This window comes from Trichocoleus sp. DQ-U1, from assembly GCF_039961925.1.
GTDB lineage: Bacteria > Cyanobacteriota > Cyanobacteriia > Cyanobacteriales > FACHB-T130 > FACHB-T130.
The window spans coordinates 1-24,639 of sequence record NZ_JAMPKB010000034.1 but is presented as its reverse complement, the minus strand read 5'-3'; the positions used below and the strand labels follow the sequence as shown (position 1 = coordinate 24,639).

Below are 24,639 nucleotides of genomic sequence, written 5' to 3'. Positions count from 1 at the left end.
GGTAATTACTACTGGTGCTGATACCCTCTCCACTCTTTTCCTGGGTGGCTCTGATAGATGCAAATCAAATGTTTAGATTGATTGACAAGCTCCTGCCCTTTGAAGCCTGTCTGTACTATCAAATTTTGCCCATCACCTTAGAAGGCACCTGCCTGAAACTGGGCATGGTAAATCCAACAGACACAGTCTCGTTGGATTATGTCCGTCGTATCCTAACTTATCAAAACTACTCGTTAGAAACCCAGCCGATAGCCGCTGACGCTCTCCAGGCAATCCTCAGCGCGTATTTGAAACACAACACGGGCATCGGGAAACAACAAGCCCATACCGAACCGCCCACGCCGGCAACTGGACACTTAGACACGCAGCCAGATCGAGAAAGCCCAAGCAAAAATTCCGATCCGATAGAACGGCAAACCCTCCCAACTCTGATTGTCGATAGTCCGGAAGAACTGGTCGAAGTGGAGGCAGATCGCCCCAACACTCAAGTGCCGCAACCAGCTCCAGAAAAACCTTTGAGAAAATCGCCGCAAGTGAAGCGCAACGCCACAGTTTCACCCGCTGGCAATCCCTCCCCCCAATGGCAAGAGCGATCGCAGCATCACTTATCTGGTTTCACTGCTAATCTGGCAGCCCTACCGCCCCAGCAGATGTTAAAAGAATTGTTAAAGCGGGTGCTGAATGGAACCATCGATCGGCTGGATTGCGAACGACAGCTCTATGAAGGAAACATTCTCTGTAGTCGAAACAATGTCTTGCAGTTTGCGATCCCAGGATTGGCGCTACCCATACTTCAAGGAGTCATCGACGAGCTAAAGCGAATCGGAAATCTGCAATTAATGCCAGTCGAACAAACCAAAATGGTGGAGATTGAGCGATGCTATCAGCACAATCATCTGTTACTGCGCTTGCAAATCATCCCTGGTGAGTACGGAGATGAGGCAGTTATGCAAGTGTTTCGCGGAGAAGCTTTGAGAGCTTATCAGCAGCAGCAACTAGAAAATCTCTGGGGGGAAGCTTTGAATCTTGCCCAGAAGCTCCAGCGCAAGATGAATCAGATATGCCATGCCAGCGCCTCAGACTCAGTTCTCCGTACTTCATCCCATCCCGCCTCAAACCCAGCTCAGATAGAAGCCCTGCCAGCCGTGCATCACTTGCTTACGAGCATCGAGCAACAACTGGAAGGACTCAAACGAATGCCCAGCGATCGCGCGAACCTTGATCCCAAGTCAAAGGACAATATGGCTCATCTGTGATGTAATGAAGAGCGTAGGAGTAACCAGCTTATTGCCTGTTATTGCCTGAAAGCTGAACAGAAAAGCATGAATGCTCCAAGCAAGAGGCAAATCGCGATCGCTGAAGCGATGGATGAAATCAAGGCTGTAATGTGCCACCGATTGCCTTAGCCTGCACGAACGAATTCGCACCCGTTGCAGTAGGGTAGGATAAATCATAAAGGATAAATCGACGAATATCCCGGCTTAGATAATCGTATTTTCCAGACTTGCTCGTTCAAACTTTAAACTTGATAATTCATACTTTATAGTTCACACTTCCTTTCATGCAGACCAAAGCTTTTTCTGAGCTGTTTCCCCTCTTTAACACTGCCGCTCCAGAGACATTAGAATGGCTTTTGTCTGTCGCAGTCGAACACGAGTACCCATCAGACAGAGCGGTTTTGATGGAAGACGCTTGGGGAAACGCAGTTTATTTTGTCGTGTCGGGTTGGGTGAAAGTCCGACGGCTCTCTGGGGAGAATGTCGTTACCCTAGCAATCTTGGGCAAAGGCGATTTTTTTGGGGAAATGGCAATTCTTGATGAATCTCCCCGCTCAACCGATGTGATTGCCCTCTCGCCCGTAGAATTGCTCAGCGTCTCTGCCCAACGCTTCATTCAAACCCTCTTCAAAGATCCGCAGTTGCACCACCGAATGTTGCAACTGATGGTGAAGCGTCTGCGCCAAACGAATCTCCGCTTTCAAATGCGTCATCAACCCCCAGCCGTAAAATTAGCGAACACGCTGATTGCTTTGGGAGAAAACTATGGCGAAGCCACAGAAAAAGGAATGGAAATCTATAATATTCCCTCTAAAGATTTGGCTAACGTTACAGATATTGGTGTTGAAGACACTAGCAAAATTATCGAGAAACTGGAAAGTAAAGGTTGGATTAAAATCGATCCAGCGCAGGAGACGCTCCATCTTCTCAACATCAAGCAGCTAACGCATCTAGCAGGACGAGTTTAGTCGTGAGATTCCAGATGTTCAGATCCCTGGCTTCTCTCGCGAAGTTGAGGATCTCCCCTGCGCGAATCATTTAGGACTTATGTCGTTAATCCTTATCTCTACTAATTGAAAACCGAATTTCTGACTACCGGCTAACCACTGACCAAAAATTGCTAGTTAAATTAGTGGATATCTACGATTGATAAAAGCTAAAAATGACAGAAGCAACAGTTGTTCGCCGCGATCGCTTATCCAATACCGCACCAAAAATTCATTACCAGGTGGCGATACGGGAGCCGGAATCGCATCTTTTTGACGTAACTTTTACCGTACAAAACTGGCAGTCACCGATTCTCGATTTAAAATTGCCCGTTTGGACTCCTGGTTCCTACTTGGTGCGCGAGTATTCTAAACATTTGCAAGACTTTTCGGCTGATTCCAGCGAACAACCTTTAGCGTGGCGCAAGCTTAGCAAAAATCACTGGCAAATAGAGACAAACAGTGTGTCGGAAGTTACGGTGCGTTACCGAATGTTTGCCAATGAACTAACAGTGCGAACCAATCATTTGGACGGGACTCACGGTTATTTTAACAGTGCTGCTCTGTTATTTTATATACCCGAATTTGAAAAACAACCCATTCTAGTGACGATTGTGCCGCCCAAACCCGAATGGCGCGTCACAACTCCATTACCCACGGCGGATGGGCAAGCGAACACCTTCCAAGCGCCCGATTTTGACACGCTGGTGGATAGTCCTTTTGAGATTGGTTGCCACCAGTTGTATCATTTTGAAGTTTTGGGAAAAGCTCATGAGTTAGCCATCTGGGGACAGGGGAACGCCGAACCAGAGCGGATTATTGAGGACACGCAGAAAATTATTGGGGTGGAATCCCAGATATTTGGAGGTTTACCTTATGACCGATATGTGTTTCTGTTGCACTTAGCTTCCACGGGTGCTGGAGGTTTGGAACACAAGAATGCTTGCACGTTGAATTACAATCGCTTCGGTTTCCGCGATCGCGAGAAGTACAATCGGTTCATGCAGCTGGTCGCCCACGAGTTCTTTCACCTGTGGAACGTGAAGCGCATCCGTCCCAAAGGATTGGAAGTGTTTGATTATACTGGGGAAAACTATACGCCTTCTCTGTGGTTTAGTGAGGGGACGACCAGTTATTACGACTTGGTGATTCCGTTCCGGGCGGGAATCTATGATGGAAAGTCTTTCTTGAAGGAGTTAGGCAAGGAAATCTCGCGGTTACAAACGACACCAGGGCGGCTGGTACAACCGGCGAGTGAATCGAGTTTTGATGCCTGGATTAAGCTGTATCGACCGGATGCCAATAGTGGGAATTCCCAGATTTCCTACTATCTGAAAGGGGCGATGGTATCCTTTTTGCTGGATTTACTGATTCGAGGGCGTCATAGCAATCAGCGATCGCTCGATGATGTGATGCGGCAAATGTGGCAGCAGTTTGGACAGCCGGAAACCGGCTTCACTCCAGAAGAATTGCAGCAAGTTATAGAATCAGTCGCTGATATGGATTTGAGCGACTTCTTTAAGCGCTACGTTGATGGAACTGAAGAGTTACCCTTTGACGAGTACCTGAATCCCTTCGGTTTGCGGTTAGTGGTTGAGGAAGAGGAACCCGTTCCTTTTCTCGGTGTGACGGCGAAGACAGAGAATGGGCGCGAGGCGATCAAATTTGTCCAAGTGGGTTCTCCAGCTCAGTTAGCAGGGATTGATGCGGGAGATGAATTGCTAGCAATTGACGGCTTCCGAGTGACGGCACTTTCTTTGAGCGATCGCTTGAAAGACTACCAACCGGGGAATACGATTCAGGTAACGGTTTTCCATCAAGACGAACTTCGGATGCCACTGGTGACGTTAGCAGATCCGCGCCCAAGTGCTTACAAAATTGTGCCAGTGGAGTCTCCTGACGACGCCCAAAAACACAATTTTGCCAAGTGGTTGGGATCGGGATTCTAATGGGCGAACCGACAAAGTCGGCGCTTCGCGATCGCATTTTCACATTCAGTTATCGTGAGAATGCGATCGCTTTTTCTTCTCCTAGAGGGCGATTTTTTCAGTCGGATTTGACGGATTAGGAGATGATTGCTCGATTCGCACATCCAGAGTTTGTCCACCGTTTACATGATTGTTCCAATCTCAATTTGATGTCTGGGATCGATCGCACGTCTCAACCCAAGTGGCTGAATACATGACGCAAATTTATGAAAGCATACCTACGCGCCAAAGTGAGTAAGGGCGGCGCGGAACGCGATGAACCAAACCGAGAGGGTAGCGAACAGATAGAGGTAGAACCGAAGCATAACGAGATTGAATGTACAGTGGACGACGCTATGCAATACCCGAAAAACAACGAAGATCCACGCGGCGTTTACGTACACTGCATCGACTTGTTTTGTGACGAAAAGGTATAGCACGAGCGCATAGAAAAGTATCGGAATCTCGAACAGATTTTTTAGGTTGTCTGATGGATTGGATACGTTTCGCGGCCAGATTTGTGCGGGTGTGCTAGATGCAACAAGGTCTTGCGGACGGAGCTTCTGGCTTTTGATGAAACCGATCCGACGAATGTACATATACACCCAGACTAAGAGTGTCAGAAACATTGTTGCAAAGAAGGGACTAAAGATTGCCTCTTGTGTCATCTCTACCTCTTAAACTTGCTCATTCTGCTGATGATGGAGCGATAGGCTGCGCCATACACGATGGACAAGGCTTGAAGAAACGTAGAGTAACGAAAACCCGATCAAAGGGTGTAGTATCTCTAGGTGCAAAGGACTCTTGAGATGAATGGTGAGAAACTGTAGTCCCAGCAGCACGGGTAGACTCGCAGTGAGGCGTTGTATTTGAGGTGGAAATGGGGTGGAAAATGACCATCCTAGTAATAGTAACGACAGTCCACCATACCCTCGGACTAACCAAACGTGAATATTCCACCATGCAGGACTAATAAAGTAGGCGATTCCGACTGTTAATAATTGAGTAATCAAGCATAGGTTAAAGACGACTGAAGTCGCATAAAAGCCGACCTGCATCGCGCGGATAGAAGTGCGAGCGATTTCTGGATTGATAGTCATATCAGGGGATTATTGAGATTAAAGCTAATATAGGCTGAGCGCCTTAATGCTTCTAGACCTCGATCGGGTACACTTTAGACCCCTTCACGTATGACAAGTTCCTTAGAGCCTCTGTTGTCAGCCATTCGCCAAACCCATAGCAAATCCGACCTGCGATCGCAAATCGCGCCAAAAATTGGTGAATATTTTGCAGCGAAACGATGGGCAATTTTTTTTCTTTAACCAACTGCCCTTAAGCGATCGCAATTTTCAGAAAATCTTGAAAATTGCACTCTCAATTGAGCATAACCCTGTGGCGCGTTACTAAGCAGAGCGCTATGCTCCGGTTCACGAAGCATTAGTGACAACCCCCAAGACTTGGAAATTAATCTGTCCTCGTCCAGATCACTGGCATGTGATGGCAGGACCTATCATTAATCACGATCAAATCGTAGGTGTAGTCGGCTGCACACGTGACAAAATAATGCCTGCCTTTGATAGCGAAAATCTAGTCGATTTAGGTGCCATCTGCCTGCACTTATCGAGTTGGGTTGCAACAGTGGATTCACAAAGCATTTTTGCAGGAAAGTCACAGCACCAACCGTTTAATAGCGGTTTCCTTCAGAACGGCAAAGCCGAACGTTTAACACCTCGTGAGTTGCAAATTGCAGAATTGGTGGCGTTGGGGCAAACCAACGCAGAAATTGGCAATCAACTTTGGATTACTGAAAATTCTGTGAAGCAAGCTTTAAAGCGAATGTTCCGTAAGCTTGAGGTTTCATCCCGTGCAGAGATGATTGCACAGCTTTCAAATATAAGGCTTCATTCATCCAAGGCAAACTCAGATTTATTTAACTCGGTGCTGAATTCCCACTCATCACCTTTCGGTTGTGTTTCCACTAAAGATTAAGTGGTTTGACAGTTGCAATCAGCGGCTGCTAAAGGCTGTGTGACTTAACAAACAGCTGTTATAACAAGCGAAGCAAGGGTTAGGAAATAATAGAAAGGAGTGAACAGGAGAAAAAATGCCCGCTCCCTACAGTTACGACGTGAGAATAAAAGTAATAGGGGCAATAGATAGAGGAATGGGAAAAACCCAAGCTAGTAAAATCTTCAACATTAGTCGAAATACAATAAACTTATGGCTTAACAAAAGAGAAGAAACGCGAGATTATAGAGCCAAGAAGGGATATCAACAAGGGTATGGGGCGAAAATCACTGATTTAGCGAAATTTAGAGAGTTTGCCCAAAAACATGGTAGTCAAACTCAACAAGAGATGGCTCAAGCATGGACGGAAGAAATCAGCGAGCGAACAATTAGAAAAGGCTTGAAAAAGATTGGTTTTACCCGAAAAAACTTACGGATATCGAGAAAAAGATGAAGAGAAAAGAACAGAATTTATCTTAAAAATCGACCAAAAAAAATTAAAAGAGCGAGTTTATGTAGATGAATCAGGCATAGATAATAGAGAAGATTATGGTTATGGCTGGAATGAAAAAGGACAAAGGTTCCACGACTTAAAATCTAAGAAAAGAAGCCTAAGAGTGAGTATGATAAGTGGCTTATGCCAAGGGAAACTGATAGCGCCCCTAACCTGGGAAGGCTCTTGTAACCGTGCCGTGTTTGAGCAATGGTTATCTGATAAACTCGTACCTGAGTTAAAAGCAGGGCAAATGGTGATTTTAGATAATGCCAGCTTTCATAAATCCGAAAAAATTAGAAAACTCATCGAATCGGTTGGCTGTGAACTCGAATATTTACCCCCTTACTCTCCCGACTTAAATGATATTGAGCATTACTGGTTTCCGATTAAAAATCGAGTCAGAAAATCGCTTGGGACTATCGAAGATTTTCGCGAACGAGTAGATACAGCCGTTCGCCTAAGGTCCTAATCTATGCTTCGACTGCTATACTAAGAAGTTTGCACTCAAGAGATTGATTCAAAGGTTTGCTAGAAGTCATTGACGCAGCAGAACAATTTTTCTAGACTAAAAATGGAAAAAGCCGATGGATGAGAATTTAGAACTTTTAGTCTATCTGTTTTGTTCCTCCCTTATCCCGAACTCAGGTTATTTTTATCAAATTTTAGATAAAGGGTCTGCTCACTTCTTAGGACGATAAAATTTAACCAGATGAGATGAGGGAACTCCCAAGAAATAGCCGAGAATTACTATTTGATTAATCAGGGTAGTTTTCAGAACCCCAAGTTTGTGCCAGCGACGGGCTGAAGTCAGTACCGGAGTCGGAACAATAGCAATTCGCCCCAAACGTCTCAGACAACGGATCAATTCAAAATCTTCCATAATCGGGAGATCGGGAAAACCTCCAACATCCTGAAATAAAGAAGCTTTTAAGAAGATAGCTTGGTCGCCATAGGGTAGGGAAAGAAAGCGCGATCGCCAATTCACCATCTTTTCAACTAGACGTAGCGATCGCATTGGAGAATCGATTTTTAGTTCAAAGGCACCCGCAACGGTTCCAGGCTGGGCTAGTGTCAGAGGCACTAATTTTTCAAACTCAGGCGGTAAAGAGGTATCTGCATGGAGGAATAACAAGATATCTCCTGTCGCAGCCGTTGCACCCGCGTTCATTTGGCAAGCACGTCCAGCAGTGGAAGACACAACTGAAACACCCCAGGATTTCACCAGGGCAACCGTTTCATTGTGACTTCCCCCATCTACCACAATGACTTCCACATTTTCAGCATTCTGAACACTCGCTAATGTTGACCGAATCGTGTCAGCAGCTTCATTCAAAACGGGAATAATAATGGAAATTCTTGCCGCTTCTATCACTCAAAACTCAAAACTCGTAACTTTTGCAAGATCCTCTGGACGGTCAACATCAAATAGGGGGGGAAGATAAGCAACTGCCAAACCAAGGGAGATAGCGATCGCTACCGTCTTTTCTCGCACCTCCGAGGTTCCCCAGTTGATTTCCTCAAACAATTCTGGAATCATCCGCCGCAACCCAATTAAATAATAGCCGCCGTCCATCGCTGGTCCCAAAACTAAATTATGACCGTTTAGCTGCTCAAATGCTTGCGCCATTATTTTCGCATCCAAACCAGGGCAATCAGTACCGACGATGGCAACACCCTCCATTCCAGCCGCAAAAGCCGTTTGAAACGCCGACTTCATCCGCTGTCCCAAATCGCCCTCACCCTGCGGCTGATAGATGATATCAGCTCCCAACCAGTCTTCCATCAACTGCTGGTCGCCGCCAGTAAAATAAACTTCCACTCTCGTCGCGCGAGCGCTTTGCAGTTCCCTCACCTGCGAGAGTGTATGCTCGGTCATCTGGCGATGAAGATTTGAAGCGCCCTCTTCCCCCAAAGCCGGAATTAGCCGAGTCTTTGCCTTTCCTGGCTCTGGATAGCGAGTAAAAACGATCAAGCACTCTCTATTCATCGCCATTCAATTCGTTGCTCATTCATCGTTCATTATTGCTTGTTATACCAAGTCCAATCGATCCCCCGAAATGAAGAACCCCAACCAAGCGATCGCCTGCGTCTCTTACTCCATCTCCCCTCCCTGCAAGCGGGGAGGGGCTGGGGGTGGGGTTCTTTTCCATCAGGTTTCGTTCCCGACCCAACATTGACTAAGCGCTCATTTCCAACATCCGCTGAATTGGACGCAGCGCCGCCACTCGCGTTTCTTCTGGCAAAGTAATTTCTGGTGCCCGATTTTTCATCGCTAAATACAGCTTCTCCAGAGTATTTAACCGCATATGAGGACACTCATTGCAAGCACAGTCGTTCATTGGCGGTGCAGGAATAAAGTGCTTGTTAGGTGCCTGCTTCTGCATTTGGTGAATAATTCCCGGCTCAGTCGCCACAATAAATACCTGAGTGGAACTTGCTTGAGAATACTTCAACAGTGCTGAAGTAGAACCGATGTAATTGGCATGGCGCAACACCGACGGTTCGCACTCTGGATGGGCAATAACTTCAGCTTCTGGATGTTCAATTTTTAGCTGGACAATCTTCTTTTCAGAGAAGGTTTCATGCACCATACAGCTACCTTGCCACAGCACCAAATCTCGCCCCGATTGTTCCATTACATATCGTCCCAGATTCCGGTCGGGGGCAAATATAATCGGCTGGTCTTCTGGAATCTGAAGAACCAGTTTAACTGCGTTGGAACTGGTGCAAATAATGTCGCTCATTGCCTTAATTTCGGCAGAGCAATTGATATAAGAAACGACTATATGACCGGGGTGAGCCGCCTTAAATTTAGCAAAAGCATCCGCAGGACAACTGTCTGCCAACGAGCAACCGGCGTTGAGGTCGGGTAAGAGTACCAACTTGTCGGGGTTGAGAATTTTGGCAGTTTCCGCCATAAAGTGAACCCCCGCAAACACGATGACATCCGCATTTGTGCTGGCTGCTTTTCGGGAAAGCTCTAAGGAATCTCCGATATAATCTGCTACATCCTGAATATCAGAATCTTGATAGTAATGAGCAAGAATAACAGCGTTTAACTCTTTTTTGAGGGCGTTAATTGCCTCAAATAAATCGTGAGGGAATGCCGCTGTCTGAGCAAAATTACGCTGAGGAAGTGTAGTAGTAAACACAGTGATAATTTTTTGGGGGAATCAAATCGCTAGGCGTGTAATCAGTAATTATAGTTGTTTTTACCAAAACTTGTGGGCAAGTCAGGTCAGAGAAAATTTGCTTTAATATAGCGGTTCTCAATAAGAGTTAGATGCATCAGTGCGATCGCTCATCGGCTTGTGCTACCTGGCGGTGAATTGTGTCGAAAGTGAACAACGCTCTAGACCCCGCCCAAGCAGGCAAGTGTTCCTGGCAAAATCAAATCACGCGATCGCTCACAAACAAAAAAAAGGAGTTACACCAGAGGATACTGCGAAAACAGGCGATGCTTTTTTATGCTGGAGAAAGACCGACGAGGAAGATAGGATGAGCAATCAGAGGAACCCGGAAAAACCCATCAAAATTGCGGTTGTTGGCGATATTCACGACCAGTGGGACAGCGATGATGAAATTGCCCTCAAGCATCTGGGTGTTGACCTAGTGCTATTTGTAGGGGATTTCGGCAATGAGTCGGTGGATGTGGTGAGAGCGATCGCATCTCTCGATCTTCCCAAAGCGGCAATATTTGGCAACCATGACGCTTGGTACAGCGCCTCAGATTGGGGCAGAAGTCGGTGTCCCTACGACCGCCAGAAAGAAGACCGGGTGCAGCAACAGATGGATTTGTTGGGAGAAACCCATGTCGGTTACGGTTCGCTTGATTTTCCCGCCCTGAATTTAACAGTTGTTGGGAGTCGCCCTTTTAGCTGGGGCGGAGAAGTCTGGAAAAATGCCCAGTTCTACGAACAACGGTATGGGGTGAAGAATTTCGAGGAGTCAACCGCCCGAATTCTCTCAGCGGCTCAGAGTGCTGCTTCTGAAACGATTATTTTTATAGGTCACAATGGGCCTGTCGGGTTAGGCGATCGCCCAGAAGACCCCTGTGGCAAAGATTGGCATCCTATCGGTGGCGACTATGGCGATCCGGATTTTGCAGATGCGATCGCCCAAACTCGCGACGCAGGGAAAACCATTCCCCTCGTCACCTTTGGTCATATGCACCACACTATGCGCCACACAAAGATCCACTTGCGAACCCCAGTTTATGTCAGCGCAGAGGGAACCGTTTACTTAAATTCAGCCAGCGTACCTCGGATTATCCAAACGGAGACGAACCGCCTGCATAATTTCTCTCTCGTCTCTCTGCAAGGCGGTATCGTCTCCCAAGTCTCCCTGATTTGGGTTGGGAAAGACTTCACCGTTGCATCTGAGCAGATTCTTTACCATCGCACCGAGCCAGCGATCCAACCTGTTTTAAGTTAGTAGTAACAAATTCCACAACCTTGATATGATAAAAAAACACACCTGGAGAGGTGGCAGAGTGGTCGATTGCGTCCGACTTGAAATCGGATGAACCGAAAGGTTCCGGGAGTTCGAATCCCCCCCTCTCCGTTAGCGAATCAAAGGGGAATGGTTGCGAGCTAACCATTCCCCTTCTATTCATCTATATAAACCAGCCTGTAAACTAGACTGGTTGAAACTTCGTTTTTAGTAGCACAACATTGCCACAAACCTACATCCTTTCTCCCAATGATGGCTTAGGAATTTTCTTAAGGCTATGCCTTGCCTTGCTGGTTGGAGCGGCTATTGGCTTAGAGCGCCAACTCAAGAACAAACCAGCTGGTTTAAGAACCCATATGCTGGTCAGTCTGGGTTCAGCATTCTTTGTTCTCGTGCCCCTCCAAATCGGTACGGCACAAGAAAGTGCTGAGGCTCTTGGCAGAGTCATTCAGGGCGTTACAGCCGGGGTTGGATTTTTAGGCGCAGGAGAAATTTTACGCGAGTCTCAGGACGAATCGAAAACAGGTGTTAAAGTTCGTGGACTCACCTCGGCTGCGGCTACTTGGGTTTCCGCTGCTTTAGGAATTGCTGCTGGGTGTGGGTTATGGCAAATGAGCTTAATTGGGGCTTTGCTGTGTTTGGTTGTTCTAAGAGCTTTTAAAAGGTTAGAGCCTCATAAGTAGTTACTTTAATCAAGTTTAGGCTTAGCAAATCAGCGATCGCTCTTAGCGCCATATTTCATCCGTGCAACTTCGCCACCACGTGAGCAACTTTTTCACCTAACTTCTCGACAGACTCTTGCTGTTTGGGATCTTTCATCGTACCGTCGGGATTAAATATTTCAAAAGCTCTAGGCACCGCGATCTGATCGGGAAGAACAATAACTCTGATATTTCCCAGGATCGAGCGCAGGTGGACTAAACAGCGTAAACCGCCCAATCCTCCCGGTGAGGTACTCATAATCGCCGCCACCTTATCCGCAAAAGCCACGAGCGGGGGTTCCTCTGGTGCGGTTGAACGTGACGCCCAATCAATGGCATTTTTCAGAACGGCTGTAATTGAGCTGTTGTACTCCGGAGAAGCGATGAGAAGTCCCTGATGTTCGATCATCAGCTGTTTAAACTTCCGCGCATTTTCAGGCATTCCCTCGCTTTTTTCGAGATCCTCATCGTATAGTGGCATCGGCAGGTCGCGCAGATCCACGTATGTCACCTCAGCTCCCGCTGTCCGCGCTCCGTTCGCAGCAACTTGTACCAGCTTTTTATTGTACGAATCAGTGCGGGTGCTACCTGCAAATGCCAAGATTTTAGGGGTATAAGCCATAGGTGCAAATCAGTTTTGGTGCTACTTCTATCTCTGGTTGATAATAATTCACTAGAGGCGATTTGGGATAGCCAAGATTTGTTAAAGGCGATCGCGTTCTTCGTAGCGGCACAAAGTACAGCGGCTCTTGCTCTTAGCAGCTTCCTGGCTTCTTTAAGAGTGACTCGCTATGTAGATCATCTCCCAGTGTGATGATATTTAATTCAGCACACAGAAGGGGACGCGACAACAAACCCTCTCGTTATGCTTTGAGAGTAGACCTGAATCGGAAGGAAAAAATATCTATGAACAAGGCACTACTGACGATTCTATTGCTGGCGTTCATCGTTTTATTCATTACCTCTCCCTTTGCCGCGCTTGCTATGTTGATGTTCGTTGTCTTAGGAGGGGCATTTATTTCGGCATTTTGGAATTTGGTGCAAGCGCTAATCGGCAATGCTCCGAAAGAGCCGCTATAGAATTAGAAACGGCAAATTAAAAATTCAGAAAGGATAATTTTTAATTCCTTATTTAGAGTCGTGTCACTACCTGATTCACGCGGGGTTTGCCGAAGCGTTCCCAAGCATTGCCGCCTCGCAAAAATAATTCCATCCAACGGATAGCCTTTCCATCCTTCGCAGCATTCCAGCCGGAACTTCCTGGTGAAAATGCTAAAGTTCCCTGTGGCACCCGGAAGCTGCCGTCAGAGTAAACGGCATCGCTCACGACATCCCCGACCCGAATCACTACTTTTTCTTCCGGTTTTAGGTTGAGGGTATCAGCGGGAATTGTGGTTTTGATGTTCCCGTAACCATCGATCCAGGCAACGCGATCGCTCGGTGCATCGGGGATTTGGCTAGGGTTTAAGACTTCTCCTAAATAGCTAGTATCTCCCTGAGCGATCGCGGCGGCTGCATTAGGAAACACATCCCGCGAACGGAACTGCGACCCGCCTCTAGAAACCTTGACTGTTTGCAAAACTTGAGCATGGTCTTTGATAAAAGAGAGCGTGTAACCAGCAAACACACCCACTACTTTGACGCCATTAGGCAACAGCGCATAAGTTAATCCCTCGCCTTCATTGTTTTGCCGTGCTTCTGGGTCATCTTGGCGAGGAGCGCAGTTGTGATAAATGAGACGCTCTTCGGGACCAGGATTGAGTCCGAGTTGAGCAATCCAGAAACCAGTTGCCAAGGTGCTGAAGGGAGGAACCGAGAGGCAGTGAATCTGGGAGGAAGGTAAAGCCATCAAAAGACGTTGCGTGACCTCTGCAAAAGCTGGATCGCCGGTTCCGTAGTCTGCAATCAGGCTGATGAACATAGCGCCTCTCAATTGGGGTTTGCTACAGCAATGGTACCCTGTCGCTGGCTTTCTGTAACTGCTGCGATCGCGTTATTGAACACAAAAGCGATCGTGCTGGTAGTGCTACTTTAAACAAATTACTGCTTTTTAAACCAAAAAGCGATCGCGTTTGTTATCGGATACACTCATGAAACTGGAAACAGAGGTCTGAGTGAATGTCTGATATTTATGTCATGATTCGCAATCAGGAGAATCATGCCCTGACTTCAATTGATGGCATTGCCTTTATCGCTTTACTTAGGCAAAATGGGCAAGCGATCGCTCAGGAGACAATTGACCTGATTCATGCAGACGCGGGCTTTGATGACCTGCCAATTGGGCAATACACTGTAGTGGTGAGGCATGAACGGGTTTTACCGCAAGAAGTCCTTCATGATGTGACAATCAGTACGGACGAACAAGTAATCATACTGACATTTGTTTATCTAGAGCCAGCACGGGTACTTCTAGACATTCAAGCTTCTGTAGAAAAGAGATTGTAACCATGACTGTTAAAGCCATCCCGTCATACTCCATTAAAATGTTTCGCTATCGAGTACATTGTCTGTCGCGGGATCTTTGGCAAGCAACAGATCCCGTATGTCGGGTAAATCTGGCTTTACAGTTAGCAGACGCGGCTACATCGCTGGCTAGGCTAGAAGTGCTGGAAGCGCAAAAATTGCAGCAAGTTTCTTCGATCCATCCGATTTCCAGTTCTACCGATCCCTAGCTATAAATTTCAGCGTGAGATGTTGAGAGCGATTGCTTTCTAGCAAAAACAGGGTTGGCGATCGCGTTGTTGGCTCTACTGACTATTTCTGTTCTTTGGATTTCCACTCAAGCCACTTTCTCACAATTACTATGATGAGACGCTGTGCTTCTAGTAAGGACATAGGATTCTTCGGTGGCTCAGACTTCTCAACCCCGTGACGTGCATCATCGCCAATCGCGCCAGGACTCTGAGCCGTCCGAGAGAAGCATTCTGTCTTCTTTTTGGTAGCCCAGCCATCTTCTGTGATTCTTTTACCAACGTCTTCTTGAACGACTTCGTAAACTTTGTAAAGATTAACCCAGTCTTTACGCTCAGTTAAAATCCGAAAAACTTTTTTTATTTTATCGTCTGGCTCTGCACCTGCAATTTTGATCCAAGTTTCTAAGTAGCTAGGGTGTTGGGAAAAGTCCTCACTTCCATCCCATTGGATATCGAAACCGAAGTCTTCAATAGTCCAAGTTGCTGAAAGTAGACACTCTCGATTCCTCTTTCCGTCTTCATCAACTCGAACAATGACATCAAGTGTAAATGGTTTAACATCTCCAAAATAAACCATTGCCGCTGCATTTATCCGCATCAAAAGTTCAGTGGCACAGGCACACACTTGAACCTCATCTGTTATCAAGTCAAAGCGTGAAGAACTTAGGTAATAACTCCCCTCTTCTTTAATCACACTGCATTCGGGTGAACGAAGTAAATCGGTAAGATTCCTAAGATAGGATTCTTTGCCCTCCAGTAGAACTAGCCATTTCCCTTTCATTAATAACCTCGCCAAACAATAGCCGTCTTGTCATTACTACCATTAACTAACATTTGTTTCTCAGGACTAAAAGCAACAGAGAAAACTATTTCTGAATGCCCTGTGAGGGTGCAAATTTCTTTTCCTCTGCCCAGCCGCCAAATTATGATAATTTTGTTTTCACCCAATTCCAATGTTAGGGTCAGATTTCGTGCGGATTTAGGTGAAATTCACTCGCAAATACAGTTACACGGGCTGGGAGCATGATAGTTATTGATGATATTGCACAATTTTTAGATCGATTCTTTGCCGTTCATCGCTTTGGGGACGACCAAGGTGGCATTTATCACCCTTCAACGCGCCCGATTCGTCGGATAGGATTAGCCTTAGAACCTTGGGCGGGGTTAGAAAAATGGGCGAAATCTAAACGAATAGATGCTTTATTTTTACATCGTCCTTGGAAGCTAGAACCGGGAAGATTAGCACCGGATATGGGTATTTTGGCGTATCATCTGGCTTTTGACGAACGCATGACACTGGGTTTTAATCCTCGACTTGCCGATGTGCTGGGGATGTCGGCATTGGAGGTGTTGGGAGAAAAGGAAGGACGACCGATTGGTACGATTGGAGACATTGCTGTACAGAGTTTTGTGAGTTACTGCGATCGCGTTCGGGAAATCTTCGGCGGATACGATAAAACTCTTGCGAGTAGTGAAAGCGACATCCAGCGAGTCGCAGTCGTTGGGGCAATGACTGATGCGCTAATCCGCGAGGCGGCTGTGCGGGGTGCCGATCTATACATTACTGGACAGTTACGACAGCCAGCAGCAGCGGCTGTGGAAGAAACCGGAATTCGCGTTATCGCCGTTGGTCATCGTCGGAGTGAAGAATGGGGATTGCGATCGCTTGCGGGAGTGTTGCGCGATCGCTACTTCAATCTAGAAGTCGTTTTACCGCCTCTAGGGACGATTGCCGTTGCTCGTTCTGATGCCTAGACGACGTTATAAATAGATTATGAGTCGTCAGAAATTTAATCTCTTCAGATTGATTGGGCAACGTTTACGCCAATCTTTAGCAGTTTTCCGATATAGCGATCGCGCGATTAGTTTAGTCTGGACTACCAGCCGCATTCTCACGATCGTTCTTGCCGCTTTCACCTTATTCGCCGGTTTGCTACCAGGGGCTGTTGCTTATGTCAGCAAGTTAATCGTCGATGGGGTAGTTTTGGCTTCTCAAACCGGCTTGCAAAGCGATCGCTGGACAGCGTTAGGTTATGTAGGATTAGAAGCGATCGCTGTCCTGTTGCTGGCAGGTAGTCAAAGAGGTCTATCCGTTTGTCAGTCCTTGCTGCGAGTGTTGCTGGGTCAAAGGGTGAATGTCTTAATTTTGGAAAAGGCACTTACACTCAACCTCACGCATTTTGAGGATTCCGAGTTTTACGACAAGATGAATCGGGCGCGGATGGAAGCATCCAGCCGTCCCTTATCGCTAGTCAGCCGGACTTTCAGCTTAATTCAGAGTGGTCTGTCGCTGGTCACCTACGGCGGTTTGCTGCTGCAATTCTCGATTTGGGCAGTGGTAGTCCTGGTTGTAGCTGCCTTACCTGCCTTTATCGCCGAAACGCGCTTTTCTGGGGAAGCTTTTCGCTTGTTCCGCTGGCGATCGCCGGAAACCCGCCAACAACACTACCTGGAAACACTGATTGCGCGGGAAGATTATGCCAAAGAGGTGAAACTGTATCAGTTGGGGCCGATGTTGCTGCAACGCTATCAAGACATCTTCTCACGACTATACGGCGAAGACCGGGATTTAACCTTACGACGAGGAGTCTGGGGTTACTTGCTGGGAAGTTTGAGTACCGCCGCCTTCTATGTCGCCTACGCCTGGATTGTCCTAGAAGCGATCGCGGGTCGGATTTCTCTCGGCGACATGACGATGTACTTGATGGTGTTTCGGCAAGGACAGTCTACCTTCTCCGCCGCCCTCACTTCCATTGGGGGAATGTATGAAGACAACCTGTATCTCTCCAACCTCTACGAGTTTCTAGAACAAGACATCCCCAAAACTTGGGGGATGGCAACTCAGGGTGTACTTCCGAATGATGGGGTGCGTTTTGAGAATGTCTATTTCACCTACCCAGGAAGCCCTCAACCCGCCTTAAATGGAGTCTCGTTACACCTGAAACCAGGAGAAAAACTAGCGATTGTCGGAGAGAACGGGTCTGGAAAAACCACGCTGATTAAACTTTTAACTCGATTGTACGCCCCCGATTCTGGGCGCATCTTACTTGATGGCTTGGATTTGCCGGAATGGGACATTGAAGTGCTGCACCGACGGATAGGCGTGATTTTCCAGAACTTCGTTCGCTACCAGTTCAAGGTAGGAGAGAATGTCGGTGTTGGGGATGTCAACCACTTAGAAGACGAAAAACACTGGGAAATTGCCTCAGAAAAAGGCATGGCGAAACCTTTTATCGAAACGATGACAGACGGGTTTCAGACTCAGTTAGGACGATGGTTTAAAGGAGGAACGGAACTGTCTGGCGGTCAGTGGCAAAAAATCGCCCTTTCTCGCGCTTTTATGCGAACGAAAGCGGATATCTTGGTATTGGATGAACCAACAGCGGCGATGGATGCAGAAGCGGAAGTGATGATTTTTGACCGCTTCCGGACGGTAACAAAAAATCAGATGGTTCTCTTAATTTCCCACCGCTTCTCGACGGTACGAATGGCTGACAAGATTGTAGTTTTGGAAGCCGGAAAGGTGATAGAACAAGGAAGTCACGAGGAGTTATTGAAAGCTGGAGGACGCTACGCGCGGTTGTTCACGTTGCAAGCAGCGGGATACCAGTAGAAATGACTAATCCGATTGGGGGATTCCGATCGAATTAGCAACTATCGCGAGCGATCGCTAGTCGAGGAGAACAGGCACAACCAATATTTGCCTTTCCCTTGGATTTTTCAGGTATCGCGGAATAATGAATTTCACTCATAAAGCGATCGCTATTTTAGGAATTATTACTTCCCTCGGTGGATTGATGATTGCTGCCCGCGTCTCCCTTCATGCATCAGGTAACGCACAGCAATCACAGACACAAATCCCCGTAAATCAACGCTACAGCATCACTAATTTGGACACCCTTAATAGCCGTGCCAGCGTTGCTAAAAAAATTAATAATAACGGTCAAGTCGTTGGTTTTTTTAACCCTAACGACAGTACCCAAACGGCCTTCATCTATCGTGATGGCAAAATGACCGAAATTAACAGTATTAACAGCCGCTACAATGCCGCTACGAGTATCAATGACAACGGGGAAATAGTCGGTGTGATGACCTTTGCCAACGACAATTATCACGCCTTTTTTTATAAAAATGGCAAGACAATTGACCTTGGCACTTTTGGCGGTAAAAGCAGCGATGCCAGAAGTATCAATCGTAAAGGTCAAATAGTCGGATTTGCCGAGACTCGCAACGATAAGGCGCACGCCTTCCTGTACAGTAACGGCAAGAAGATTGACCTCGGCACTTTCGGAGGTGCGAATAGCTACGCTAACGACATCAATGAAAACGGACAAGTCGTTGGTTCCGCAGAAAATAGCGATCGCATTCCCAAAGCTTTCCTCTACAGCGGCGGTCAAAAAACTGACCTCGGTACGTTAGGCGGACAAAGCAGCACCGCTAACAGTATCAACAACCAAGGTCAGATAGTTGGCGTGGCAGACACCGCGAATCATCGCCCTCAAGCCTTCCTCTACAACAATGGCAAGATGCTCGACCTCGGAACTTTAGGGGGACAAAGCAGCATTGCTCACAGTATCAACAATCAGGGGCAAGTGGTCGGTGAAGCAGAGAATGCCAGCCGCATCCCCCGCGCCTTTCTTTACAGTGGCGATCGCATGATTGACCTAAATCACGTCATTCCAGCTAATTCGGGTTGGGATTTAACCAGTGCCACCGACATTAGCGATCGCGGAGTCATTGTTGGCATCGGTACTTATAACGGCAAAACCCAAGCTTTCCAGTTAACACCCTTTGCACGCTAATACCGTTTTACGGCTTGTCCGCAACAAATCCCCTTAATGCTTTTGAAAAAAAGCGTTGAAAACGTGAAATCTTCTTCTCTCCTTTGTGTACTTTGCTACAAGTCTTTGAGTTAGTGCGATTGGAGCTAAGTTGCTTCTAAGCTTTTCTTGATACGAACAGGCCAGACGCCAAAAGCAATCAAACGCGCCGGGATGTCGCGCAAAATCGGTAACCGAAGCAAGAATGGCGGCTTAAATGTCTGGGTCGAGTCAATCGCCCTCGCAATAACCCGCTGCTGAACCAAAGACTGAAAGGCTTGGATAATCCGCGTCGGCAACTCCCGTTGGCGCTGTACTTTCACCAAGTCGCTTTCTTGCAACTGTCCTTTTTTCAGCGGCTCACTCAGCACATTTGCAGCGACCACTGCATCCTGAATCGCGTAGTTAATGCCAACTCCACCAACTGGCGACATGACGTGAGCCGCATCGCCAATCAGCAGCAAACCAGGGCGATACCAACGCTTGACGCGGCTAGACTCGACGGTAAGCAGCGCCACTTGGCTCCAATCATGTAATTCTTGCATCCGGTCTGCAAACAGGGATGATATCTCAGCTACAGACTGACGCAAAGTTTCTAAACCCGCTTCCCGCAACTGTTGATAGCTACCCTTAGGAATCACATAGCCAACCTGCCAATAATCAAAGCGGTTCAGCAGAACCAAAAGATGACCGCCAGCAACGCGCCCCATTGTTTCTTCGGGATCGTCCGCTTTGCGAGGTAAGCGGAACCAAAGCACATCCATTGGCGGCGAAGTCTTGATCGGTTCCATCCCGGCTAATTGGCGGATGCGAGAGAAGCGTCCGTCTGCGCCAATGGTCACTTGACATCGGACTTCATGCCAGCCGCCGTGTCCCCGGTAGCGTACACCCTGGATGACCCCATTTTCTTCAATCAACTCCTGTACGTTCGCTCCCATCACCAGCTGAAAATTTGGATAGCGTTTCGCTTCTTCAGTAATGAATTGCAGGAAATCTACCTGGGGAAGCATGGTGATGTAGGGGTACTTCGTCTTCAAGTGGCTGAGGTCAACAAATCGAATCGGCCCCTCGGTCGTTTTCAGAGTAAGACTGGGAACCTTTGTGTGACGCATCTGCAACAAGCGATCCGCCAAACCGAGTTCATCCATGATTTCCATCACCGATGGATGAAGCGTGTCTCCCCGAAAATCGCGGTCGAAATCTTTGTGTACCTCTAGCAACATCACTGGGATGCCTTGACGGGCTAGGAGAAGCGCTAGGACAGCCCCCGCAGGCCCTCCACCGACAATGCAGCAGTGTGTTTGCTGTACATCGAGAATATCGTGGGTCGTGGCGGGGATCTCGGTCTGCGGAGTAGTTGGAATTGCGTTCATCTTGAACACCTCGTGAAATCAGTTCAACTTGAAATCAGTTCAACTTGAAATCAGTTTAACTAGAGGCGATCGCTTCTGTTTCTAAAATCGGCTGGGAAAGAACAGAGGCTTGCATCCCATCGTTGCAACTAATTCTTTGGGTGCATTCACCCGACTGGGCGATTCTAAATATTCACCCGTAACGGCTGGCGAAACTACCTTCATCTGGTGGCGAATGCTGTAGTATCGATGAGTCTGAGCAATGATATCTCGCTCCTGCATCGAGTCATTGGCAATTTTCTTACGCAGTTTAATAATTGCATCAATCACGGCTTCTGGTCTGGGAGGACACCCCGGCAGATAAACATCGACCGGAATCAACTTATCGACTCCCCGCACCGCTGTTGGTGAGTCTGCGCTAAACATACCGCCGGTAATCGTGCAAGCACCCATTGCAATGACGTACTTGGGTTCTGGCATTTGTTCGTAGAGGCGCACCAATGTTGGAGCCATTTTCATAGTGATGGTGCCTGCGGTAATCATCAAGTCAGCTTGACGAGGACTTGCCCAAGGTTTCAAGCCAAATCTGTCAAAATCAAAACGGGCTGCAAACATCCCCATCATTTCAATAAAACAGCAGGCAGTCCCAAACATCATAGGCCACAAGCTGGAGAGGCGTGCCCAGTTGTAAAAATCGTCTACGGTTGTCAAAACGACATTTTCCGAAAGACTATGGGTAATCTCAGGTCGTTCAATGGGGTTGAGAATCTGAGTTTTTTGATTGTCAGGTTCAATAATGGTTGCTGTCAAATTCATCTTGTCCTCCTTTAGCTCAATCTATAAACGCTTGCATCGAGAATGTTGTGGGTCTCGATCCGCATAGAAGTTGGAATTGCGTTCATCTTGAACACCTCGTGAAATCAGTTCAACTAGAGGCGATCGCTTCTGTTTCTCATATCAGCTGGGGAAGAACAGAGGCTTACATTCCTATCGTTACAACTAATTCTTTGCGTGCATTCACCCGACTGGGCGATTCTAAATATTCTCCAGTCAAAATCAAAACGGGCTGTGAACGTCCCTTCCATGAAGGCAAAAGCACTCCTGAACAGGATAGACCATAAACTGAACAGGGTTGCCCGGTTGTAGAGGTCATCTACAGTTTTTGAAGCAATATTTTTAGAAAGACTACAAGTAATTTTAAATTTCTTTATTGATTAATGAATTCGTTATTCTTTAATAGCAACTGTTTAATAACTAATGAGCAAGCGAATTTTTATTAATTAACAACGAGTAAACTGCAACTCCTCAAGAAAATAGGATCAGAAGAAGTGAAATCGATTGCGACCCTGTTCTTTAGCACGGTACATAGCAGAGTCTGCATTTTTAATTAAGGTATCTACAGTGTTCCCATTAAAAGGATAGATGCTAATACCAATACTGACAGTTACGAAGATAGTTTGTCCGTTGAGAATGAAAGGCTGAGATAGGGTTGATAAAGTCTTTTCTGCAACTCTGGCAGCATCTTGAACTCTACTAATTGCAGGTAAAATTACTGTAAATTCGTCACCACCCAAACGCGAGACGGTATCGCTGCCGCGCAAGCAACCCGTGAGTCGTTGAGCGACCATCCGTAACAGCAAGTCGCCCATGTCATGTCCGAGCGTGTCATTAACCTGCTTAAAGCCATCCAGATCGAGAAACAAAAGAGCAAACAACTGGTTATTACTACTACCCCATTCTAGAGCTTGAACCATGCGTTCATAGAATTGTTTGCGGTTAGGTAGACCAGTCAGGGGATCGTGATAAGCCAGATGACGCATTTGGTCTTCTGAAAGTTTTAATTCGGCGTTAGAACGGATTAACTCCTCTGCCGTTCGTTTCAACTCTTCTTCTATCCGCTTGCGTTCAGTGATATCTCGGATGACACCAACTAAAAAAATATTACCGGCAGCATCTTTATGGAGCGATCGCTTGGTAGCGATTAGGTGAGTTGTACCAAAGATATCCGTAAATTCTTCTTCATTTTCTTGCTCCTCACCACCTTGTAAAACTTGCTCATTGTTCTGCCAAAAAACTTCAGCCTCATGTTTAGGAAAGAACTCATAAGCAGACTTTTTAAGTAAAGTTTCTAGGGGATAACCAATAAATTTGCAATATGCCTGATTTAAAATAATCCAACGATGTTCTTTGTCTTTGACAAAAATTGGATCGGGGATGGTATTAATCACCTTTTGCAAAAACTCTTTAGAGCGTTTTAACTCCTCCTCCAAATAAGCCAGATGACTCACGATCGCGATCGCAGACCCTACAAGCCCCAGGAGTGGAGGAATCAGCGGTATCCACCAACCGAAGAGAAAGGCCAGGTAGGAAATACCGAGCAATCCAGCCCCAGCCGCTAAAATACTGAGACCAGACTTTCTAGGGAGACGCAATCGCCAACTGATATAGGCACCTATCCACGACCAAACCAAAATCCACAAGGCTTCTACGAGATCGAGCCAGACGTTGATTAAGGAACGTCCGTCCAGAGCAGCGCTCAGGAGCGCACTGGTAAAATTGGCTTGGAGTTCGACACCTGAAATCCTTTGTGCGCCTTGGTTGAGACGGCTACTGTAGGGGGTATAGAAAAAATCCTGGAGGCTGGGTGCGGTTGAACCAATCAAAACAATGCGATCGCGTAAAAGGCTCGGTTGTACCCGGTTTTCCAGAACATCTACCATTGAAACAATCTGAAAGCTATTGGGTTGCTTAAAGTTGGCTAATATTTGATAACCCTGAGCATTAGCCGTCACATAAGCCCCATCATTTGATTTAAAAACTGGGAAGACACCCCTACCTAGCTGTAGGTAATCGGGGTTCACGCGCGACGGACTCGGAGTAATTCCCTTTTCCTTCAAATAAATCAACGCCAACTGGAGCGCAAAACTTGTATGTAGTTTGTTATCTACGTGTGCATATAAAAAGCTACGGCGCACCTTACCATCAGCATCAACGACCACATTATTAAAACCAACTTGTTGGAGACGGTTTAGTACTGGGGATGGTGGAACACCCAAGCTTTTTTCAGTCTTCAATAGTTCAATTCCGATCAAGTTAGGGATCGTTTGAACAGCTTTGATGAATTCTACATGACCGGGTGGTACTGGGAGATCGCGATAAATATCCAGACCAATCGCTCGTGGCTCAAAGGCATTTAGTTTTTGTACTAAAGTTGCCATGACTGCGTCAGGAATGGGCCATTGTCCTACGTGCTTTAAGTCTTTTTCGTTAATTTCGACAATTACCACGCGCTCGTCTATTGGTTCTGAAGAACGCAAAAGAAACATCTGGTCTAAGGCTGCCAACTCCCAGGATTGAAACAGTCCAGCCATCCGCAGGATAATGATGCAGCTTGCAACAGCCGACGAAGCGATTGGTACTCGGCGCTCTTGTTGAAGCTGTTGCTTCAATCTTGTCCATATACTTTTTTTTACCATCGACCTGGTTGCAGGGTTATCCAAACAATTTTGTTGTATACACCATCGTGATACAACTTTCCTCAGTATGTGTAGATGGCTCGGTGCAAACTTTAAGTCTGGTCAATGAGAGACTTTTTCAAAATCAGAGTTGCTGATTATCCTTTCTTCAATACTAAGACAGCAGCGTTGTCGCTGTTTTGGCTATCCGTAAAGTGCTAAATAATTGGATGATGAAACGATACCCCATCATGCCAAAGATTTTGCCGTAGAAGTATTCGGTTTTAATTTTAGCAACTGCTGAAAAGACCAAATAATTCTAGGGCGTGTCATCAATTCAACCAGATGACCGTAGCAGCGAGGTGAATCGCACCGAGAAAGTTAACCGCACGCTTGTCGTAGCGCGTTGCAATCGCTCGATACTGCTTGAGTT

Annotated in this window: 25 protein-coding genes, 1 tRNA gene and 3 pseudogenes; 16 read left to right on the top strand and 13 right to left on the bottom strand. The window is 46.7% G+C overall.

Annotated elements, in window-relative coordinates; all coding sequences use genetic code 11:
• Window positions 1-68: 68 nt before the first annotated feature.
• From NDI34_RS15750 to NDI34_RS15740, 3 genes are all read left to right on the top strand, one after another.
• On the top strand, window positions 69-1,256 hold the full coding sequence (locus NDI34_RS15750; RefSeq protein ID WP_348233120.1) for a hypothetical protein: 1,188 nt from the start codon (window positions 69-71) through the stop codon (window positions 1,254-1,256).
• Between the two features lie 305 nt (window positions 1,257-1,561).
• Complete coding sequence (locus tag NDI34_RS15745) at window positions 1,562-2,245, top strand: Crp/Fnr family transcriptional regulator (protein ID WP_190429039.1); 684 nt, start codon at window positions 1,562-1,564, stop codon at window positions 2,243-2,245.
• 194 nt (window positions 2,246-2,439) lie between these two features.
• Window positions 2,440-4,212 (top strand): M61 family metallopeptidase, encoded by a 1,773-nt coding sequence (locus tag NDI34_RS15740; protein ID WP_348233119.1) that lies wholly within the window; start codon window positions 2,440-2,442, stop codon window positions 4,210-4,212.
• A 257-nt stretch (window positions 4,213-4,469) separates the two neighbouring features.
• On the opposite strand, the gene NDI34_RS15735 is transcribed toward NDI34_RS15740, so the two are convergent.
• Entirely contained in the window at window positions 4,470-4,859 is a 390-nt protein-coding gene (locus NDI34_RS15735) for an MAPEG family protein (RefSeq protein WP_348233137.1), read from the bottom strand.
• A gap of 48 nt (window positions 4,860-4,907) precedes the next feature.
• A complete protein-coding gene (locus tag NDI34_RS15730) occupies window positions 4,908-5,330 on the bottom strand; it encodes a DUF6220 domain-containing protein (protein WP_348233118.1) in 423 nt (140 codons plus the stop codon).
• A 90-nt stretch (window positions 5,331-5,420) separates the two neighbouring features.
• Between NDI34_RS15730 and NDI34_RS15725 the strand changes: the two are divergent.
• A pseudogene (locus NDI34_RS15725) lies at window positions 5,421-6,219 on the top strand (LuxR C-terminal-related transcriptional regulator).
• A gap of 115 nt (window positions 6,220-6,334) precedes the next feature.
• Window positions 6,335-7,202, top strand: a protein-coding gene (locus NDI34_RS15720) for an IS630 family transposase (protein ID WP_348233117.1) whose coding sequence is annotated in 2 segments (ribosomal slippage) — window positions 6,335-6,646 and window positions 6,648-7,202 — 867 coding nt in all. Because the reading frame shifts where the segments join, the coding sequence is not laid out codon by codon here.
• A 210-nt stretch (window positions 7,203-7,412) separates the two neighbouring features.
• On the opposite strand, the gene NDI34_RS15715 is transcribed toward NDI34_RS15720, so the two are convergent.
• The 3 genes from NDI34_RS15715 to nadA all read right to left on the bottom strand — a co-directional run bounded on the left by NDI34_RS15715 (window position 7,413) and on the right by nadA (window position 9,885).
• Entirely contained in the window at window positions 7,413-8,102 is a 690-nt protein-coding gene (locus tag NDI34_RS15715) for a TIGR04283 family arsenosugar biosynthesis glycosyltransferase (protein ID WP_348233136.1), read from the bottom strand.
• 3 nt (window positions 8,103-8,105) lie between these two features.
• Window positions 8,106-8,720, bottom strand: a complete 615-nt coding sequence (locus NDI34_RS15710; protein WP_348233135.1) for a TIGR04282 family arsenosugar biosynthesis glycosyltransferase — start codon at window positions 8,718-8,720, stop codon at window positions 8,106-8,108.
• Window positions 8,721-8,910: 190 nt separating this feature from the next.
• Window positions 8,911-9,885 carry a quinolinate synthase NadA gene (gene nadA, locus NDI34_RS15705; protein ID WP_348233116.1) on the bottom strand — a complete coding sequence of 325 codons (975 nt, stop codon included), beginning with the start codon at window positions 9,883-9,885 and terminating at the stop codon, window positions 8,911-8,913.
• A 346-nt stretch (window positions 9,886-10,231) separates the two neighbouring features.
• Between nadA and NDI34_RS15700 the strand changes: the two genes are divergently transcribed.
• From NDI34_RS15700 to NDI34_RS15690, 3 genes are all read left to right on the top strand, one after another.
• Window positions 10,232-11,167, top strand: a complete 936-nt coding sequence (locus tag NDI34_RS15700; protein WP_190415129.1) for a TIGR04168 family protein — start codon at window positions 10,232-10,234, stop codon at window positions 11,165-11,167.
• 44 nt (window positions 11,168-11,211) lie between these two features.
• Window positions 11,212-11,296, top strand: a tRNA-Ser gene (locus NDI34_RS15695).
• 110 nt (window positions 11,297-11,406) lie between these two features.
• The gene (locus tag NDI34_RS15690; protein WP_190440330.1) at window positions 11,407-11,868 is read left to right on the top strand and encodes an MgtC/SapB family protein; all 462 of its coding nucleotides are present in this window, start codon (window positions 11,407-11,409) and stop codon (window positions 11,866-11,868) included.
• Window positions 11,869-11,923: 55 nt separating this feature from the next.
• Here NDI34_RS15690 and NDI34_RS15685 read toward each other — a convergent pair whose 3' ends face one another.
• Window positions 11,924-12,508: an NAD(P)H-dependent oxidoreductase gene (locus NDI34_RS15685; RefSeq protein WP_190687230.1), complete on the bottom strand. Its 585-nt coding sequence runs from the start codon at window positions 12,506-12,508 to the stop codon at window positions 11,924-11,926.
• Window positions 12,509-12,523: 15 nt separating this feature from the next.
• Here NDI34_RS15685 and NDI34_RS15680 point away from each other — a divergent pair, with 15 nt between their 5' ends.
• Both NDI34_RS15680 and NDI34_RS15675 read left to right on the top strand, forming a co-directional pair.
• Entirely contained in the window at window positions 12,524-12,700 is a 177-nt protein-coding gene (locus NDI34_RS15680; RefSeq protein ID WP_190427525.1) for a hypothetical protein, read from the top strand.
• A gap of 92 nt (window positions 12,701-12,792) precedes the next feature.
• Window positions 12,793-12,966, top strand: coding sequence for a hypothetical protein (locus NDI34_RS15675; RefSeq protein WP_190427526.1), 174 nt, complete (start codon window positions 12,793-12,795; stop codon window positions 12,964-12,966).
• 52 nt (window positions 12,967-13,018) lie between these two features.
• On the opposite strand, the gene NDI34_RS15670 is transcribed toward NDI34_RS15675, so the two are convergent.
• Complete coding sequence (locus tag NDI34_RS15670; protein WP_348233115.1) at window positions 13,019-13,807, bottom strand: hypothetical protein; 789 nt, start codon at window positions 13,805-13,807, stop codon at window positions 13,019-13,021.
• A 197-nt stretch (window positions 13,808-14,004) separates the two neighbouring features.
• Here NDI34_RS15670 and NDI34_RS15665 point away from each other — a divergent pair, with 197 nt between their 5' ends.
• Window positions 14,005-14,331, top strand: coding sequence for a hypothetical protein (locus NDI34_RS15665; RefSeq protein WP_199292014.1), 327 nt, complete (start codon window positions 14,005-14,007; stop codon window positions 14,329-14,331).
• A 2-nt stretch (window positions 14,332-14,333) separates the two neighbouring features.
• Complete coding sequence (locus tag NDI34_RS15660) at window positions 14,334-14,558, top strand: hypothetical protein (RefSeq protein ID WP_190428966.1); 225 nt, start codon at window positions 14,334-14,336, stop codon at window positions 14,556-14,558.
• 82 nt (window positions 14,559-14,640) lie between these two features.
• Here NDI34_RS15660 and NDI34_RS15655 read toward each other — a convergent pair whose 3' ends face one another.
• Both NDI34_RS15655 and NDI34_RS15650 read right to left on the bottom strand, forming a co-directional pair.
• Window positions 14,641-15,360 carry a hypothetical protein gene (locus NDI34_RS15655; protein WP_190986736.1) on the bottom strand — a complete coding sequence of 240 codons (720 nt, stop codon included), beginning with the start codon at window positions 15,358-15,360 and terminating at the stop codon, window positions 14,641-14,643.
• Window positions 15,360-15,527: a hypothetical protein gene (locus tag NDI34_RS15650; protein WP_242029004.1), complete on the bottom strand. Its 168-nt coding sequence runs from the start codon at window positions 15,525-15,527 to the stop codon at window positions 15,360-15,362. Before NDI34_RS15650 ends, NDI34_RS15655 begins: the two co-directional genes overlap by 1 nt.
• A gap of 75 nt (window positions 15,528-15,602) precedes the next feature.
• Between NDI34_RS15650 and NDI34_RS15645 the strand changes: the two genes are divergently transcribed.
• The 3 genes from NDI34_RS15645 to NDI34_RS15635 all read left to right on the top strand — a co-directional run bounded on the left by NDI34_RS15645 (window position 15,603) and on the right by NDI34_RS15635 (window position 19,381).
• Window positions 15,603-16,334, top strand: coding sequence for a Nif3-like dinuclear metal center hexameric protein (locus NDI34_RS15645; protein WP_348233114.1), 732 nt, complete (start codon window positions 15,603-15,605; stop codon window positions 16,332-16,334).
• Window positions 16,335-16,353: 19 nt separating this feature from the next.
• Window positions 16,354-18,192 (top strand): ABC transporter ATP-binding protein, encoded by a 1,839-nt coding sequence (locus NDI34_RS15640; protein ID WP_348233113.1) that lies wholly within the window; start codon window positions 16,354-16,356, stop codon window positions 18,190-18,192.
• Between the two features lie 124 nt (window positions 18,193-18,316).
• Window positions 18,317-19,381 (top strand): DUF3466 family protein, encoded by a 1,065-nt coding sequence (locus tag NDI34_RS15635; protein ID WP_348233112.1) that lies wholly within the window; start codon window positions 18,317-18,319, stop codon window positions 19,379-19,381.
• 125 nt (window positions 19,382-19,506) lie between these two features.
• Here NDI34_RS15635 and NDI34_RS15630 read toward each other — a convergent pair whose 3' ends face one another.
• Window positions 19,507-20,772 (bottom strand): FAD-dependent oxidoreductase, encoded by a 1,266-nt coding sequence (locus NDI34_RS15630; protein ID WP_348233111.1) that lies wholly within the window; start codon window positions 20,770-20,772, stop codon window positions 19,507-19,509.
• Between the two features lie 129 nt (window positions 20,773-20,901).
• Window positions 20,902-21,567, bottom strand: a pseudogene (gene nuoB, locus NDI34_RS15625) (NADH-quinone oxidoreductase subunit NuoB); the annotation flags it as partial.
• 98 nt (window positions 21,568-21,665) lie between these two features.
• Here nuoB and NDI34_RS15620 point away from each other — a divergent pair.
• Window positions 21,666-21,872, top strand: a complete 207-nt coding sequence (locus NDI34_RS15620; RefSeq protein WP_190428662.1) for a hypothetical protein — start codon at window positions 21,666-21,668, stop codon at window positions 21,870-21,872.
• A 198-nt stretch (window positions 21,873-22,070) separates the two neighbouring features.
• Here NDI34_RS15620 and NDI34_RS15615 read toward each other — a convergent pair whose 3' ends face one another.
• Complete coding sequence (locus NDI34_RS15615) at window positions 22,071-24,227, bottom strand: CHASE2 domain-containing protein (RefSeq protein WP_348233110.1); 2,157 nt, start codon at window positions 24,225-24,227, stop codon at window positions 22,071-22,073.
• Between the two features lie 311 nt (window positions 24,228-24,538).
• A pseudogene (locus NDI34_RS15610) lies at window positions 24,539-24,639 on the bottom strand (IS5/IS1182 family transposase); the annotation flags it as partial.

Coding starts and splice junctions, on each gene's coding strand:
- NDI34_RS15750 (WP_348233120.1), top strand. CDS start 69: ATGTTTAGATTGATTGACAAGCTCCTGCCCTTTGAAGCCTGTCTGTAC.
- NDI34_RS15745 (WP_190429039.1), top strand. CDS start 1,562: ATGCAGACCAAAGCTTTTTCTGAGCTGTTTCCCCTCTTTAACACTGCC.
- NDI34_RS15740 (WP_348233119.1), top strand. CDS start 2,440: ATGACAGAAGCAACAGTTGTTCGCCGCGATCGCTTATCCAATACCGCA.
- NDI34_RS15735 (WP_348233137.1), bottom strand. CDS start 4,859: ATGTTTCTGACACTCTTAGTCTGGGTGTATATGTACATTCGTCGGATC.
- NDI34_RS15730 (WP_348233118.1), bottom strand. CDS start 5,330: ATGACTATCAATCCAGAAATCGCTCGCACTTCTATCCGCGCGATGCAG.
- NDI34_RS15710 (WP_348233135.1), bottom strand. CDS start 8,720: ATGAATAGAGAGTGCTTGATCGTTTTTACTCGCTATCCAGAGCCAGGA.
- NDI34_RS15700 (WP_190415129.1), top strand. CDS start 10,232: ATGAGCAATCAGAGGAACCCGGAAAAACCCATCAAAATTGCGGTTGTT.
- NDI34_RS15685 (WP_190687230.1), bottom strand. CDS start 12,508: ATGGCTTATACCCCTAAAATCTTGGCATTTGCAGGTAGCACCCGCACT.
- NDI34_RS15675 (WP_190427526.1), top strand. CDS start 12,793: ATGAACAAGGCACTACTGACGATTCTATTGCTGGCGTTCATCGTTTTA.
- NDI34_RS15670 (WP_348233115.1), bottom strand. CDS start 13,807: ATGTTCATCAGCCTGATTGCAGACTACGGAACCGGCGATCCAGCTTTT.
- NDI34_RS15665 (WP_199292014.1), top strand. CDS start 14,005: ATGTCTGATATTTATGTCATGATTCGCAATCAGGAGAATCATGCCCTG.
- NDI34_RS15660 (WP_190428966.1), top strand. CDS start 14,334: ATGACTGTTAAAGCCATCCCGTCATACTCCATTAAAATGTTTCGCTAT.
- NDI34_RS15655 (WP_190986736.1), bottom strand. CDS start 15,360: ATGAAAGGGAAATGGCTAGTTCTACTGGAGGGCAAAGAATCCTATCTT.
- NDI34_RS15645 (WP_348233114.1), top strand. CDS start 15,603: ATGATAGTTATTGATGATATTGCACAATTTTTAGATCGATTCTTTGCC.
- NDI34_RS15640 (WP_348233113.1), top strand. CDS start 16,354: ATGAGTCGTCAGAAATTTAATCTCTTCAGATTGATTGGGCAACGTTTA.
- NDI34_RS15635 (WP_348233112.1), top strand. CDS start 18,317: ATGAATTTCACTCATAAAGCGATCGCTATTTTAGGAATTATTACTTCC.
- NDI34_RS15630 (WP_348233111.1), bottom strand. CDS start 20,772: ATGAACGCAATTCCAACTACTCCGCAGACCGAGATCCCCGCCACGACC.
- NDI34_RS15615 (WP_348233110.1), bottom strand. CDS start 24,227: ATGGTAAAAAAAAGTATATGGACAAGATTGAAGCAACAGCTTCAACAA.